At 70.5% G+C, this 13,940-nt stretch carries 11 protein-coding genes and 2 riboswitches; of the genes, 3 read left to right on the plus strand and 8 right to left on the minus strand.

Going from position 1 to position 13,940, the window contains the following annotated elements:
- Positions 1-55 precede the first annotated feature (55 nt).
- Complete coding sequence (locus DKM19_RS07095; RefSeq protein ID WP_162641345.1) at positions 56-676, plus strand: DUF6286 domain-containing protein; 621 nt, start codon at positions 56-58, stop codon at positions 674-676.
- Between the two features lie 227 nt (positions 677-903).
- On the opposite strand, the gene DKM19_RS07100 is transcribed toward DKM19_RS07095, so the two are convergent.
- The 5 genes from DKM19_RS07100 to DKM19_RS07120 form a co-directional block, all read right to left on the minus strand.
- Complete coding sequence (locus DKM19_RS07100; protein ID WP_204358683.1) at positions 904-2,916, minus strand: hypothetical protein; 2,013 nt, start codon at positions 2,914-2,916, stop codon at positions 904-906.
- Between the two features lie 338 nt (positions 2,917-3,254).
- Complete coding sequence (locus tag DKM19_RS07105) at positions 3,255-4,631, minus strand: L-serine ammonia-lyase (RefSeq protein ID WP_110695021.1); 1,377 nt, start codon at positions 4,629-4,631, stop codon at positions 3,255-3,257.
- Positions 4,632-4,705: 74 nt separating this feature from the next.
- Positions 4,706-5,095, minus strand: a complete 390-nt coding sequence (gene gcvH, locus DKM19_RS07110; protein ID WP_110695022.1) for a glycine cleavage system protein GcvH — start codon at positions 5,093-5,095, stop codon at positions 4,706-4,708.
- Complete coding sequence (gcvT, locus tag DKM19_RS07115) at positions 5,092-6,183, minus strand: glycine cleavage system aminomethyltransferase GcvT (RefSeq protein ID WP_110695023.1); 1,092 nt, start codon at positions 6,181-6,183, stop codon at positions 5,092-5,094. Before gcvT ends, gcvH begins: the two co-directional genes overlap by 4 nt.
- A 33-nt stretch (positions 6,184-6,216) precedes the next feature.
- Positions 6,217-6,311, minus strand: a riboswitch (glycine riboswitch).
- Positions 6,312-6,410: riboswitch (glycine riboswitch) on the minus strand. It abuts the riboswitch before it with no gap.
- A 146-nt stretch (positions 6,411-6,556) separates the two neighbouring features.
- On the minus strand, positions 6,557-7,171 hold the full coding sequence (locus tag DKM19_RS07120) for a PadR family transcriptional regulator (protein WP_110695024.1): 615 nt from the start codon (positions 7,169-7,171) through the stop codon (positions 6,557-6,559).
- A 64-nt stretch (positions 7,172-7,235) separates the two neighbouring features.
- Here DKM19_RS07120 and DKM19_RS07125 point away from each other — a divergent pair, with 64 nt between their 5' ends.
- Both DKM19_RS07125 and DKM19_RS07130 read left to right on the plus strand, forming a co-directional pair.
- The gene (locus DKM19_RS07125; protein WP_110695025.1) at positions 7,236-7,946 is read left to right on the plus strand and encodes an ABC transporter ATP-binding protein; all 711 of its coding nucleotides are present in this window, start codon (positions 7,236-7,238) and stop codon (positions 7,944-7,946) included.
- Entirely contained in the window at positions 7,943-10,720 is a 2,778-nt protein-coding gene (locus tag DKM19_RS07130) for an FtsX-like permease family protein (RefSeq protein WP_110695026.1), read from the plus strand. Before DKM19_RS07125 ends, DKM19_RS07130 begins: the two co-directional genes overlap by 4 nt.
- A 17-nt stretch (positions 10,721-10,737) precedes the next feature.
- On the opposite strand, the gene DKM19_RS07135 is transcribed toward DKM19_RS07130, so the two are convergent.
- The 3 genes from DKM19_RS07135 to DKM19_RS07145 all read right to left on the minus strand — a co-directional run bounded on the left by DKM19_RS07135 (position 10,738) and on the right by DKM19_RS07145 (position 13,938).
- The gene (locus DKM19_RS07135; RefSeq protein WP_110705526.1) at positions 10,738-11,433 is read right to left on the minus strand and encodes a gamma-glutamyl-gamma-aminobutyrate hydrolase family protein; all 696 of its coding nucleotides are present in this window, start codon (positions 11,431-11,433) and stop codon (positions 10,738-10,740) included.
- Between the two features lie 388 nt (positions 11,434-11,821).
- The gene (locus DKM19_RS07140) at positions 11,822-12,586 is read right to left on the minus strand and encodes a 3-oxoacyl-ACP reductase (protein ID WP_110695027.1); all 765 of its coding nucleotides are present in this window, start codon (positions 12,584-12,586) and stop codon (positions 11,822-11,824) included.
- Positions 12,587-12,591: 5 nt separating this feature from the next.
- On the minus strand, positions 12,592-13,938 hold the full coding sequence (locus tag DKM19_RS07145; protein WP_110695028.1) for an aldehyde dehydrogenase: 1,347 nt from the start codon (positions 13,936-13,938) through the stop codon (positions 12,592-12,594).
- Positions 13,939-13,940 lie beyond the last annotated feature (2 nt).

Here is a 13,940-nt window from a genome sequence, read left to right on the forward strand (position 1 = left end):
GCAAGTGGGCGATTGCACCCCGCCGGGGAACGCGAGGCCGCGTACACATGTCCGGGTGACGACTACTCTCCAGGAACCCCTGGCGGGCGCGGAGGCCAAGGCCGCCGGCGAACACCTGCACACGGTGCGTCGCAGGTCGGTGCGGATGCTGAGGCCGGGGAGGTCTCCGGCTGGCGTGGTGGTGGCTCTGACGGCGTCCGTCGTGCTGTCCGCCGCGGCCGTGATGACGGTCGGCCTGATGATGGGCTCGCCGGTCGGGCGGGTGCCGTACAGGAGGCTCGTCAACGGGCCCGGGGCGTGGAGCTGGTCGGATCCCGCAACCGTCGCCGTGGCATTTCTCCTGATCATGGTCGGGCTCCTGCTGCTCGGGCTGGCGGCGGTGCCGGGACGGACCCGGCTGGTGCCGTTGGAGTCCGGGGACCCCCTGACGGTGATGGGCCTGACCAGGTCCGGGCTCCGCCGTACGCTGCGGCAGGCCGCCGAGTCGGTGAACGAGGTGAGTAGGGCGCGGGTACGGCTCACGTCGCAGGACGTCGAGGTCACCGTGTTCACCGACGCGGACAGGACCGGACCGTTGCTGCGCCGGGTGGGCGCGGCGGTGGGCGATCGGCTGGCGGGCCTGGGCGCGATGTGCGGGGGCGAGGTCGTGGTACGGCTGCGCAGGAGAAGGGGCTGATGAAGGCATACCTGGGCAACCGGATCGGCCTGGCCGTCACCGGGGCGGTGCTGACCGGAGCCGGGCTCTACGGTTTCCTGCGGGGATGGGGCAGGATTTCCAGCCTGCCGAGTGGAGAGCGGATCCTGAGCCGGGAGTTCCCCGGCAGGCTGGCCGGGCATCCGTGGGCGGGGTGGCTGGTCTCGCTGACGCTGGTGGTGCTGGCGCTGCTCGCGATCCGGTGGCTGCTACACGCCGTCGGATGGAGGCGCTGGGGGAGGCGCACCAAGGCCGGGACCGCGATGCTCGTCGGTGCCCTTGAAGAAGTCGAAGGGCTCAGCCGTGCTCGCGTGAGGTTCGTAAGGGACGAGCGAGTTCGGATCAGGGTGAGCTGTACGCCTACGGCCGATGTCGGCAAACTCGTGACGCGGCTCAACAAGGGCGCCGTCGGCAAGGTTCGCGGGACGCTCGGGGATCCTGAACTGGGGGCGGTCGTCCGCCTGCACGTCCGCCGCCGCTGACCGCTCGCGCAGGAACCTTTCGCGCCGGGGCTCATCCTTCCAGAACCCTTCGTGCGGGGACTCCTCGCGCGGGGGCTCCTCGCGCCAGAACGCTGAGCGAGGAGAACTGTCGCGCTGCAGTCCCTCACGCTGGAATCCTTCGCGCAGGAGCCCCTCGCGTTGGAATTCCTCACGCGCGAGCCCTTCGCGCAGGAGTCCCTCGCGCAGGGTCCCCTCGCGGAACCCCTCGCGCTGGGATTCCTCGTGCCGGATCTCCTCGGGCTGGGACTCCTCGATCGGGGACTCCTCGTGCCGGGACCTGCCGTGCCGGGGTCGCCGGCTCCCGGCCTCCTCATGTTCGGGGCTCTCCTGCCGGGCGCCGAAGGCCAGACCGGCGGCCAGGCAGAGCAGCGGGAGGGCGGGCACGACGTAGCGGTGGTCGAAGGCCGCGATGAAGGGCGGCAGGATCAGCAGCATGGTCCCCGCGGCCCACGGCAGCAGTACGGCGCCGCCGAGCCGCCGCAGGCGCATCAGGACGCCGACGAGGCCCACCAGCAGGATCACCGCCAAGAACGGGCCACGCACGAAGCCGTTCTGCTGGTAGGCGCGCAGCCAGCCGGCGTACGGCTCGACCAGGGAGGGCGCGCCGGAGGTGCCCTGGTAGGCCGTCGTCAGCTCCTCGGCGGTCTTCCCCTGCGAGGCGACCCCCTTGGGGAAGGGTTTCGCGTCGTCGGGGAAGACATACGCGCTCTGCGGTCCGGGGACGGGGTAGACGCGGCGGTCCCAGTCGAATATGTGGGCCACGTCGGTCAGGCCCGCCCGGAGGAAGTCCAGGGGCTGGGCCAGGATGGCCTGGGTGGCGAAGGCGCCGGCGAGCTTGTCGCGTTCGGCCCAGGTGCCCTTGATCTTGTTCAGCGGGGACTTGCCGTCCCAGATGTAGACCGGCGGCGCCGCTCGTTCGCTCACCGGCTCCGTGGGGCAGAGCGCGGCCTCCGGTCCGGCGGGCTTGATCTTCGCGCAGTCGGCGAAGGTGACGGTGCGCGCCCACAGGAAGGCGTTGCCCCGGGTCAGCCCGTAGCTCCCGTACTCGGAGCCGAACCAGACGGCATAGGAGCCCAGGCCGATCACGGCGGCCAGCGTGGCGGCGGTGATCGCCTTCCACCCGGCCCGGCGGATCAGCATGCAGACCAGTGCCACGGCGATCAGCGGCAGCCCGATCGTCCGGGTGACGGTCCCCGCGGCCAGCAGGAACCCGGCGAGCAGCGCGATCCACACCGGCGGCCGCCGCCACCACAGCAGCAGCGTGACCGCGAGCACCGCCAGGAACTGGAAGAGCAGGTCCGCCATGACGAGGTGTTCGAGCTGGACCTGGTGGACGTCCAGCAGCACGGGCAGCGCGGCGAGTGTCGCGCCCCATCCGGGCAGCCCGCCCAGACGGCGCAGCAGCAGGTAGACGCAGACGGCCACGGCCAGCCCGAGCAGGTGCTGGACCACGACCACGGCCTGGACGCTGGACAGCGGTTGCAGCATCCACAGGAACAGCGAGTAGCCCGACGGGCGCGACTCCATGGGCCGGGGGTCGAGCCCGCCGCCGAGGTAGACGAAGGAGTCGGCCCAGAACCACAGGGCCGGCCGGTAACCCAGCACGGCCAGGGCCCGGAGCCCGCCGCCGACCAGCAGGGCGGCCAGGAAGAGCCAGTGTGCGCCGAGGAAGCGGAGCAAGCGCGGAGCGCGACTCGCCGGGGGCGTTCCCGTTGACACCAGAACCTCCTGAGTCTCTCCGACAAGGCCACCCAGCATAGGTGCGAGATCAGATGGTCTTGTACGAGATAGCGAAGGTTGCGGTGATTGGTCTGTTTGTCGAATGGGTGAATCGGTGGTCAGCGCGGCCGGCCGGCACGGGGTGTGGGCCGGCCGGCGGTCAGCGCGGGCCGACCGGCACCGGGTCTGAGCCGGTCGATGGCCGGCGGGGGCCGGCCGGCGTCAGGTGCGGGCCGGCCGCCGGTCGGCGCGGGCCGACCGGCACCGGGTCCGAGCCGGTCGGCGGCCGACGAGGACCGGCGGGCATGCGGGGCCGACCGGTCGTCGACGACGGTCGATCAGCATTCGATGACGTTCACGGCGAGGCCGCCGCGACTGGTCTCCTTGTACTTGTCGAGCATGTCGCGACCGGTGTCGCGCATCGTTTTGATCGCCTTGTCCAGGGACACGAAGTGCCGGCCGTCGCCGCGCAGCGCGATCCTGGCCGCGGCGATGGCCTTGATCGAGGCCACCGCGTTGCGCTCGATGCACGGAATCTGGACCAGCCCGCCGATCGGGTCGCAGGTGAGACCCAGGTTGTGCTCGATGCCGATCTCGGCGGCGTTCTCCACCTGCTCGGGGGTGCCGCCCAGCACCTCGGTGAGCCCGGCGGCGGCCATCGAGCAGGCCGAGCCGACCTCGCCCTGGCAGCCGACCTCGGCGCCGGAGATGGAGGCGTTCTCCTTGAACAGCACACCGATCGCTCCGGCGGTCAGCAGGAAGCGGACCACGCCCTCGTCGTCGGACTTCCGCGTGAAGCGGTCGTAGTAGGTGAGCACCGCGGGGATGATGCCCGCGGCGCCGTTGGTGGGGGCGGTGACGATCCGGCCGCCGGCGGCGTTCTCCTCGTTGACGGCGAGGGCGAACAGCGAGACCCAGTCCATCGTCTGCAGCGAGTCCTTGTCCGGGGACTCGCTCTGCAGCTGCCGGTGGAGCTGGTGGGCGCGGCGGCGGACCTTCAGGCCGCCGGGCAGCACGCCCTCCTTGGCGATGCCCCGCCGTACGGACTCCGACATGACCTGCCAGAGGTGGAGGAGCTGGGCGCGGATCTCGGCCTCGGTGCGGCCGAAGGCCTTCTCGTTCTCCAGCATCAGCCCGGAGATCGACAGGCCCGTCTCGCGGCAGTGGGCGAGCAGTTCGACGGCCGACAGGAAGGGGTACGGCACCACGGTGTCGTCCTGCTTGATCCGGTCGGCGCCCGTGGCGTTCTCGTCCACGACAAAACCGCCGCCCACCGAGTAGTAGACCTTCTCGCGGTGGGCCTCGCCGTTCTCCGCGAAGGCGGTGAAGCGCATGCCGTTGGGGTGGCCGGGAAGGGAGATCTTGCGTTCGAAGACCAGGTCCTCGCCGATGACGAAGGGGATCTCGTGGGAGCCGTACAGGGAGATCCTGCCGGACGTTCGCATGGCGGCCAGCCGCTCGTCCACGGTGTCGACGTCGACAAGCTCGGGCTTCTCGCCCGCCAGGCCGAGCAGGACGGCTTTGTCGCTGCCGTGCCCCTTGCCGGTCAACCCGAGCGAGCCGTACAGGATGACCTCGACCCTGGCGGTTTTCTCCAGGAGCCCATCCTCGTTGAGCCCCCGGGCGAACTTGTGGGCGGCGGCCATCGGGCCACCGGTGTGGGAGCTGGACGGGCCAATTCCGATCTTGAAAAGATCGAAGACACTGATCGTCATTGATCTGGTCCTTCACATCGCCGTGATCACGCGTACGCGTCGGTACGCGTGATCACGGCGCAAGATGGGAGATTTTATGACTCACCGGAGGTGAGCGCGGTGTACTCCTCGGGCGACAGCAGGTCGTCGGCGGTGCCCTCAATACGGATGCGGAACAGCCAGCCCTCGCCGTAGGAGTCGCTGTTGACCAGCGAGGGGTCGTCCACGACCGTCTGGTTGACCTCGACGATCTCGCCGCTGACCGGGGCGAAGATGTCGCTCACCGACTTGGTCGACTCGACCTCGCCGACCGCGTCGCCGGCGGCGACCGTCGTACCGGCCTCGGGGACCTGTACGAAGACCACGTCACCCAGCGCCTCGGCGGCATACGCGGTGATGCCCACGGTGAGGGTCAGGCCGTCGTCGACGCCGGCGATCCACTCGTGTTCCTTGGTGTACTGCAGGTCCTCGGGAATGCTGCTCACTTTTTCCTCCTGTAGAAAGGCAGTTCGACGACGTCGACTGCCTCGTGGCTACCCCGGATGTCCACGGCCAGGCCGGTGGACAGGCCGTTGTCCACATAGGCCATCGCGATGGGCCTGCCCAGTGACTGGGAGGGCGCTCCGCTGGTGACCTCGCCGACGACGCTGCCGTCACCGGCGACGACCACCGGATACCCATGGCGGGGCACCCTGCGGCCGGTCGCGATCAATCCGACCAGGCGGCGGGTCGGCGGGACGTCCTTGAGCGGTTCCAGGGCGGCCCGGCCGACGAAGTCGCCCGGTTTGTCAAACCTCACCACACGGCCCAGCCCGGCGTCGAACGGAGTGTGCTCCGCCGACAGTTCATTGCCGTAGAGCGGCATGCCCGCCTCCAGGCGGAGGGTGTCGCGTGCGGACAGTCCGGCGGGGATCAGGCCGTACGGCTCGCCCGCCTTGGTGAGCGCCGCCCAGAGCGGCTCCGCGTCACCGGCCGGGACGAACAGCTCGAAGCCGTCCTCGCCGGTGTAACCGGTGCGGGCGACGAGCGCCTCGCGGCCGGCCACGGTGGCGGGAAGCCCCGCGTAATATTTGAGCCCGTCGAGGTCGGCGTCGGTGAGCTCGCCCAGGATGGCCTGTGCCCGCGGGCCCTGGACCGCGATCAGCGCGTACTCCTCGGAGCGGTCGTCCACCGTCGCGTCGAAGTCCTTGGCGCGATCGGTGAGCTCGGCGGCGACGCGGGGATAGTTGGAGGCGTTGGCGACGACCATGAACTCGTCGGGGGCCAGCCGGTAGACGATCAGATCGTCCAGCACGTGGCCTTCGGCGTCGACGATCATCGTGTAGCGGGCGCGGCCCGGCTCGACGGCGGAGATGTAGCCGACCAGCGCGTAGTCGAGGGCCTCGCCGGCCTGCGGGCCGGTCACGAAGATCTCGCCCATGTGGGACAGGTCGAACAGTCCTGCCGCCTGGCGGACCGCGTTGTGCTCGGTGGACTCGCTGCCGTAGCGGAGCGGCATCAGCCAGCCCGCGAAATCGGTCAGCGTCGCGCCGAGGGTCTCGTGGACGCCGCGCAGCGGCGTAGGTCGGGACATGTTCGCACCTCAGGCAGGGGACAGATGAGAGCATCCTCCCCCTCTGTCATGGGTGCCTGAGAGTTTCGCCCGATTTTTGCCGGACTTTCACCTTCGGCGAGGCCGCGGGGCCTGCTTTCCAGAGGACACCTACCCGTACGGTCCTTTGCCTTGAGAGGTTCGCGGGGAGGGCTTGCTCCTTCAGGGGTCCTGGTCTGGCTGTCAGGACGCTCTCCCGCACGGGATTCATCGGTGTTGCGACCAGCCTAACGGCCCGCACCTGCCCGGCGAAATCCCCCTGCGGTGAGGCCCCCTTCCCGGCGCCTCCCCGTGCCTGGCCCGCCTTGCCGGCGGGTCGCTCCGCGCCCCGGGATCGGACATCGGGAAGGCGGGGTCAGGCGCTTTCGCCCGCCGTGAGCAGACCGTCGCCGGGGAGGTCGTCCTCGGCGGGCGCGTCCTCGGTCCGTACGGTGCGCACCGCTCCGCCGCCGGCGGCCGTCGCGGCCAGACGTTCCTCGGCGCCGTCGACGATCTGCAGGTCGGCCCTGGTGTGCGCGATGGCCGCGTCGACGAGCAGGGACACCAGGGGGTCGTTCTGCTCGCGGCGAAGGCGCGTCAGCGCGGCCAGGTCCGACAGGTATGCCCTGCGCTGCGCGGACACGAACGCGCCGAGGGACTCCGTGCCCAGCCGGCCGGCCGCGAGCAGCTTGAGGAACAGCTCGTCCCGGAACCCCGACGAACGGATCCACGGGGTGCCCGCCCACTCCCGGAGCTCGTCGGCGCCCGCCTCGGTCAGCTGGTAGAGCGTCTTGTCCGGGCGGTCGCTCTGCGCCACGTGGCTGCGGGTCACGTGACCGTCCCTGACCAGCCGTTCCAGGATCTGGTACAGGTGCCCGATGTTGAGACCGCCCCACTGGGGGCCGACCGCCGACTCGAACCGGGCCTTGAGTTCGTAGCCGTGGCTGGGCCCGTCGGCCAGCAGGGTGAGTACGGCATGGCTAAGCGGCATGGTTCCTACATTGCCACAGGGTAAGGGTTTCGCGGCCTTCATACATTGTGACAATGTATCGACCATGAGCGTTGACGTCAGCTTGAGAGGCATCAGCCGCGCCTACGGCTCGACCAGGGCGCTCGACGAGGTCAGCCTGGAGGTCGAGGCAGGTCAGGCGGTCGCGTTCATGGGGTCCTCCGGAGCGGGCAAATCCACGCTGCTCCATCTCGTCGGTGCGATGGATCTCCCTGACGGGGGCGAGATCCACGTGGCGGGGGAGCGGGTCGACATCCTCGGACGCAGAGGTCTGGACCGGCACCGGCGCCGCGTGGGTTTCGTCTTCCAGCGGTTCCACCTGCTTCCCGCCCTCAGCGTGCTCGACAACGTTCTTGCTCCCGTGCTTCCGCGGCGGGTGGACTTCGACCGCCGGGCGCGGGCCCGCGAGCTGCTCGGCTCGGTCGGGCTGACGGGCAGGGAACGGGCGCTGCCGGGAGAGCTGTCGGGAGGCCAGCAGCAGCGGGTGGCGATCGCCCGGGCGCTGATCGGCCACCCGCCCCTGCTCCTGGCGGACGAGCCGACCGGCAACCTCGACAGCGTCACCGGACAGGAGATCGTCGACCTGCTGTTCTCGATCCGGGAGGAGTACGGGATGACCATGCTGATCGCCACCCACAACCCGGAGGTGGCGGCGGCGTGCGACCGGGTGGTCCGGATGCGGGACGGCCGGATCGTCGGGGACGACCGGGTGACGCCCACCGAGGACGTGCTCGACCGGATCGGGCGTCTCGGATGATCCGCCTGGTCCGGGCACAGCTCCGACATCGGCTCGGCCGGGCCCTGGTGCTGCTGCTCGGCATCGTGATCGCGGCGACGGGCTTCACCGTGCTGACCGGGACCGCCGCGACCCAGCGCCTGGAGATCATCGGCACGGTGGAGAAGAACTTCCGCTCGCAGTACGACATCCTGGTCCGCCCGAAGGGCTCCGCCACCACGCTCGAACGCTCGCAGGGGCTGGTCCGCGCCAACCACCTGTCCGGCATCTTCGGCGGCATCACCATGGAGCAGTACGAGAAGGTCAAGGCTGTCAACGGCGTCGACATCGCCGCCCCCATCGCCATGATCGGCCACTTCGAGCAGATCGGGAGGTCCCTGATCGACGTGACGGACCTGCTGCGCCGGGGCGACCGCACCATGTTCCGGGTGGAGCGCACCCGCGTCACCGACCGGGGCCTCACCCGGATCCCGTTCCGGCAGCCGCAGTACGAGTACGTCACCCGCCGCCAGGTCGCGCTCAGCATGCACAAGTACAGGGAATACGACCGTCTCACCGCGGGGGCGTGGGAGAAGCTCGACGGCGGCCGGCAGGTCCGGTTGAGCACCTCGCTCGACTGGCCCCAGGGATTGGCGGCCAGCGCCTTCCCCTCCGAGCGGACGATCCCTACCAGTGGGTACTGGTCGCTGCAGAACGGCGAGGGACCGCTGTTCGGCCCCGGGCTGTGGGACCCGCCGCGCGGGCGGGCGGCGATCCGGATCGAGCAGGAATTCCCCTTCCTGCTCGCCGCCGTCGACCCGGTCGCCGAGGCCCGCCTGACCGGGCTGGACCGGGCGGTGGTGGAGGGGCGTTACCTCGGGTACGACACGCCCCAGGAGGTGTCGAGCGAGGTCAAGATGCTCGCGGCGTCCATTCCCTACGTCGACCAGCAGGACGAGATCGTGATCCGGCGACTGCCCGAGGAGGTGACGGAGAAGGTCATCCAGGGCATGCCGGCCAAGCGGTTCCTGTCCTACCTGGACACGCGGCGAGGCGAGGCGGTCAAGCGGACGACCATCGGCGCCGAACAGGTCTACGAGAAGATGCTCGACGACTGGACGGACTTCCCCCCGAACCAGTTCTGGCCGCTCAAGCGGTACTGGACGTCGGCGCCTGCCGAATACCGAGAGCGGGACGGGCGCAGGCTCGCCGCGCTCCCGGTGCGGAACGCCCCCGAGGCCTGGACGACTCCGTTGGTGAAGGAGAACAGCTCCCCGGAGAACAACGCCCCGACCGCCCCGGTCGGGGCGGTCGACACCCAGTTCCGCACCCTGACCTACCGGACGATCCAGGGCTGGGTCTTGGACGGACTCAACAGCCGCGTCGTCGGCAGGTTCGACCCCCGCAAGCTGCCGGGGTTCACCGAGCTGACCCGTCTGGCGATGCAGACCTACAGCGCTCCCGTCGCCCGGCCGGGCGACGACCGGACCGCGGCGTTGCTCGGGAACCGGACCCTGCTGCCCAACGACAACGTCGCCGGATACCTTCAGGCTCCGCCGCTGCTGCTCGTCAACCTCCAGGAACTGGAGAAGATCAACCGGAGGACCGAGGGGCAGCCCGCGCTGAAGGCGCCGCTGAGCGTGATCCGGGTGCGGGTCGCCGGTGTCACCGGGCCCGATCCGGTGAGCCGGGAGCGGATCAACCAGGTGGTCAGGGACATCGTCGCCGCCACCGGGCTGGAGGTGGACATCACGGTCGGCTCGTCGCCGTCGCCGGTAACGGTGGAGCTGCCCGCGGGGTCCTTCGGGCGTCCCGCGCTGACTCTCGAAGAGGGATGGGTGAAGAAGGGCGTCGCCTACCGGATCCTGGACGCCGCCGACCGCAAGTCGCTCGTACTGTTCGTCCTGGTCCTGGCCGTCTGCGGGCTGTTCGTGGTCAACGGCGCGGCGGCGGCCGTGCGGGCCAGGAGGTCCGAGCTCGGCGTGCTGGCCTGCCTGGGCTGGTCACGGCCGAAGCTGTTCGGGACCGTGCTGTCCGAAGTGGGGACGGTCGGGCTGCTGGCGGGCGTCGCGTCCGCCGCGCTGGCAGGCCCGGTCGCGTCGTGGTCGGGGGTGGCGCCGCCGGGGCAGCGGGCATGGCTGGCGGTCCCCGCCGCGATGACGCTGGCGCTGCTGGCAGGCCTGGTCCCGGCCTGGCAGGCCTCACGGGTGCCGCCCGCGGAGGCGGTACGGCCCGCCGTACGGCTGCCGCGCCGGGCGCGCTCGCCGCGCGGGGTGGCCGGGCTGGCGATGAGCGGGCTGACCAGGTTTCCCGGCCGGACCCTGCTGGGCGCGGCGACGCTGGCGGTCGCGGTCTTCGCGTTGACCGTGCTGCTCGGCGTCACCTACGGCTTCGAGGGCCGGGTGGTGGGCTCGCTGCTCGGTGACGCCATCGTGGTCCAGAGCCGACCGGCCGACTACGCGGCGATCGCGGTGATGTTCCTGCTCGCCGCGCTGGCCGTGGCCGACGTGCTCTACCTCGGTGTGCGGGAGCGCGACACCGAGCTGGCGGCACTGCGCGGGTCCGGCTGGACGGGCGGCGCGCTCGCCCGCCTGATCGTCCTGGAGGGGGCCGGCCTCGGCCTGCTCGGCGCGCTCGCGGGAGCCCTGGGCGGGGTGACGGCGTCGTTCGCGCTGGCGGGCGAGCTTCCGGCCGTGGTGATTCTGGGAGCGGGCGTGGCGGTGATGGTGGCCGTCGTACTCGCCACCCTCGCCTCGGTCGTCCCCGCCCTGCTCGTCCAGCGGCTGCCGTTGGCCCGCATCCTCGCCCAGGAGTGAGGAGGCGGAGATCTCGCTCAGAGGCGGATGTGCTCGACCAGGGCCTCGAACAGGGCGGACTCGTCCTCGGTCTCGGGGTGCCACTGGACCGCGAGGGCGAACGGGTGGTCCACCAGCTCGACGGCCTCGATCGTGCCGTCCTCGGCGTGAGCGGTCACGGTCAGGCCCGTCCCCAGGCGGTCGATCGCCTGGTGGTGGGAGTGGGCCACGTCCACGCTCTCGGTATCGAAGATCTTGGTGATCTGGCCGCCCGGCTCCAGCCGTACGGGCATCCGGCCGTAGCGACCGGGGGCCGGGGCATGCCCCTGGTGGCCGACGACGTCGGGAAGGTGCTGGTGGAGGCTGCCGCCGAGGGCGACGTTCAGGATCTGGAGGCCCCGGCAGATCCCCAGGAACGGGACGCCCCGCTCCAGGGCCGCCCGGGTCACCCCGAGCTCGGCCTCGTCGCGGAAATCACGGACGTAGCCGGTCCGCTCGTGCGGGATCTCGCCGTACCGCGCCGGGCTGACGTCTCCGCCACCGGCCAGGACCAGCCCGTCCAGGCGGCCCACCAGCGCGGAGGGGTCGCCCGCCGGGGGCAGGATCACCGGTTGCCCGCCCGCGCGGACCACGTGGTCGACGTAGTCGTACGGCAGGAGCGCGGTGTTCATCTCCCAGGCGGCGAACTTCGCGGGTTCGACGTAACAGGTGATTCCGATGACGGGACGGGCCATGATCTCTCTCTTACCGGATGCCGGGACGTAGGGCATCGTGCCCGCGTCCCGGCACGTTATCGATGACGACGATCTGACGTCCTCCGCGGCTGTGAAAACCGGGGATTCCAGCACCCGGCCTTCCGGCCGGGTCTGTCGGTTCGCGGTTCACCGGCCCGGGCAACCCCGAAGCCTCCCCGCGCGGACACGGCAACGCCCCGCCGCGCTCGAACAAAAACATGCTCCACTTGGCTGTCGCGGAACACCTCAACCCTACCGACCCCGACCCCACCCAGGGAAAACACAAGAAGTGCTTCCCGCCCGCCCCGAATATCCGGTGACATAAGACACCCCTGGGGGGGTGAGGTACGACATGCCGCCCCAAGACGGTGGCGTACGTCCCGAGCGGCTACATCGGGGTCACGTACGCGCCCGAGATGCCGCCGTCCACCAGGAACTCCGACCCGGTGATGAAGCTCGCGTCGTCCGACGCCAGGAAGGCCACCGCGGCGGCGATCTCGGAGGCCTCGGCGAACCGGCCGACCGGGATGTGCACCAGGCGGCGCTGCGCCCGCTCGGGGTCCTTGGCGAACAGTTCCTGCAGCAGCGGCGTGTTCACCGGTCCCGGGCAGAGGGCGTTCACCCGGATGCCCTCGCGGGCGAACTGCACGCCGAGTTCGCGGGACATGGCCAGCACGCCGCCCTTCGACGCGGTGTAGGAGATCTGGCTGGTGGCCGATCCCATCACGGCCACGAAGGACGCGGTGTTGATGATCGAGCCCTTGCCCTGGCGCTGCATGTAGGGGATGGCGTATTTGCAGCACAGATAGACCGAGGTGAGGTTGACCTCCTGGACCCGGCGCCAGGCGTCGATGCCGGTCTCCAGGATCGAGTCGTCGTCCGGCGGCGAGATGCCCGCGTTGTTGAACGCGATGTCCACGCTGCCGTAGGTGTCGAACGCGGTCTGGTACATCCGGATGACGTCACTCTCGCTGGTGACGTCGGCCTTGACGAACAGGCCGCCCACCTCGGCCGCGGCCGCGGATCCGCTCGGCTCGTCCAGGTCTGCGCACACGACGTGGGCGCCCTCCTCGGCGAACCGGCGTGCGGTGGCCAGGCCGATGCCGCTTCCCGCACCGGTGATGACGGCCACCCGGCCCTGCAAACGCTGCATATCTGTCAATCCTCCGAAATGAAGACGTTCTTGGTCTCGGTGAACGCGGACAGGGCGTCCGGGCCCAGTTCGCGTCCGAGCCCGGACTGTTTGAAGCCGCCGAACGGCGTCCAGTAGCGGACGCTCGAATGGGAGTTCACGCTGAGGTTGCCCGCCTCGACCGCCCGCGCCACCCGGAGCGCGCGGCCGACGTCCCGGGTCCAGATGGATCCGCTGAGTCCGTACCGCGTGTCGTTGGCGATCCGTACGGCGTCCGCCTCGTCGTCGAACGGCACCACCGACACCACCGGCCCGAAGATCTCCTCGGTGTACGCCGGGTCGTCCAGCGTCCGCGGGGTCAGGATCGTCGCGGGGAACCAGAAGCCGGGGCCGGACGGGCACGAACCCTGTAGGTGGGGGGTCCCGGTGACGAAGGAGGCCACCCGGCTGCGGTGCTCGGCGCTGATCAGCGGGCCCATCTCGGTGCTCTCGTCGCGGGGGTCGCCGACCTTGACCTTCAGCACCGCCTCGGAGAGACGCGCCAGGAAGTCGTCGTACACCGAGCGCTCGACCAGGATCCGCGAACGTGCACAGCAGTCCTGGCCCGCGTTGTCGAACACGGCGTACGGCGCGGTCGCCGCCGCCTTCTCCAGGTCGGCGTCGGCGAAGACCACGTTGGCGTTCTTGCCGCCCAGCTCCAGCGTGATCCGCTTGACCTGCCCGGCGCATTTCGCCGCGATCTCCTTGCCGACCTCGGTCGAGCCGGTGAACACGATCTTCACCACGTCCGGGTGGTCGACCAGCCGGACGCCCGCCACCTCCCCGACTCCGGGCAGGACCTGCAGCACCCCTTCGGGGAGACCCGCCGCGAGAGCGAGCTCGGCCAGTCGCAGGGCGGTCAGCGGCGTCCACTCGGCGGGCTTGACGATCACGGTGTTTCCCGCGGCCAGTGCCGGGGCCACCCCCCAGGTCATGATGACCATCGGGAAGTTCCACGGCACGATCACGCCGACGACGCCCAGCGGCTCCCGGAACGTGACGTCCAGCCCGCCGGGCACCGGGATCTGCAGGCCGTGGTTGCGCTCGGGCGCTCCGGCGTAGAAGTTCAGCACGTCCCGGACGTTGCCGGCCTCCCAGCGGGCGTTGCCGACCGTGTGCCCGGAATTGGCGATCTCCAGCTGGGCCAGCTCCTCGGCGTGCTCCTCCACCAGCGAGGCGAACCTCCGCAGCAGCCGGGCCCGGTCCCCGGGTCCGACGTTCCGCCAGGTGGTGAACGCGCGCCTGGCGCGCTCCACCGCCCGGTCCACCTCGGCGGCGTCCGCCATCTCGACGTCGGCGACGACCTCTTCGGTCGCCGGGTTGATGATTTTCACGC

Source organism: Streptosporangium sp. 'caverna', assembly GCF_003203775.1.
Taxonomy (GTDB): Bacteria; Actinomycetota; Actinomycetes; order Streptosporangiales; family Streptosporangiaceae; genus Streptosporangium; species Streptosporangium subroseum.

What these genes read in the sequence shown, in the direction of transcription:
- DKM19_RS07105 (WP_110695021.1), bottom strand. Translation starts at nt 4,631, where the DNA reads ATGACGATCAGTGTCTTCGATCTTTTCAAGATCGGAATTGGCCCGTCC.
- gcvT (WP_110695023.1), bottom strand. Translation starts at nt 6,183, where the DNA reads ATGTCCCGACCTACGCCGCTGCGCGGCGTCCACGAGACCCTCGGCGCG.
- DKM19_RS07120 (WP_110695024.1), bottom strand. Translation starts at nt 7,171, where the DNA reads ATGCCGCTTAGCCATGCCGTACTCACCCTGCTGGCCGACGGGCCCAGC.
- DKM19_RS07125 (WP_110695025.1), top strand. Translation starts at nt 7,236, where the DNA reads ATGAGCGTTGACGTCAGCTTGAGAGGCATCAGCCGCGCCTACGGCTCG.
- DKM19_RS07130 (WP_110695026.1), top strand. Translation starts at nt 7,943, where the DNA reads ATGATCCGCCTGGTCCGGGCACAGCTCCGACATCGGCTCGGCCGGGCC.
- DKM19_RS07135 (WP_110705526.1), bottom strand. Translation starts at nt 11,433, where the DNA reads ATGGCCCGTCCCGTCATCGGAATCACCTGTTACGTCGAACCCGCGAAG.
- DKM19_RS07140 (WP_110695027.1), bottom strand. Translation starts at nt 12,586, where the DNA reads ATGCAGCGTTTGCAGGGCCGGGTGGCCGTCATCACCGGTGCGGGAAGC.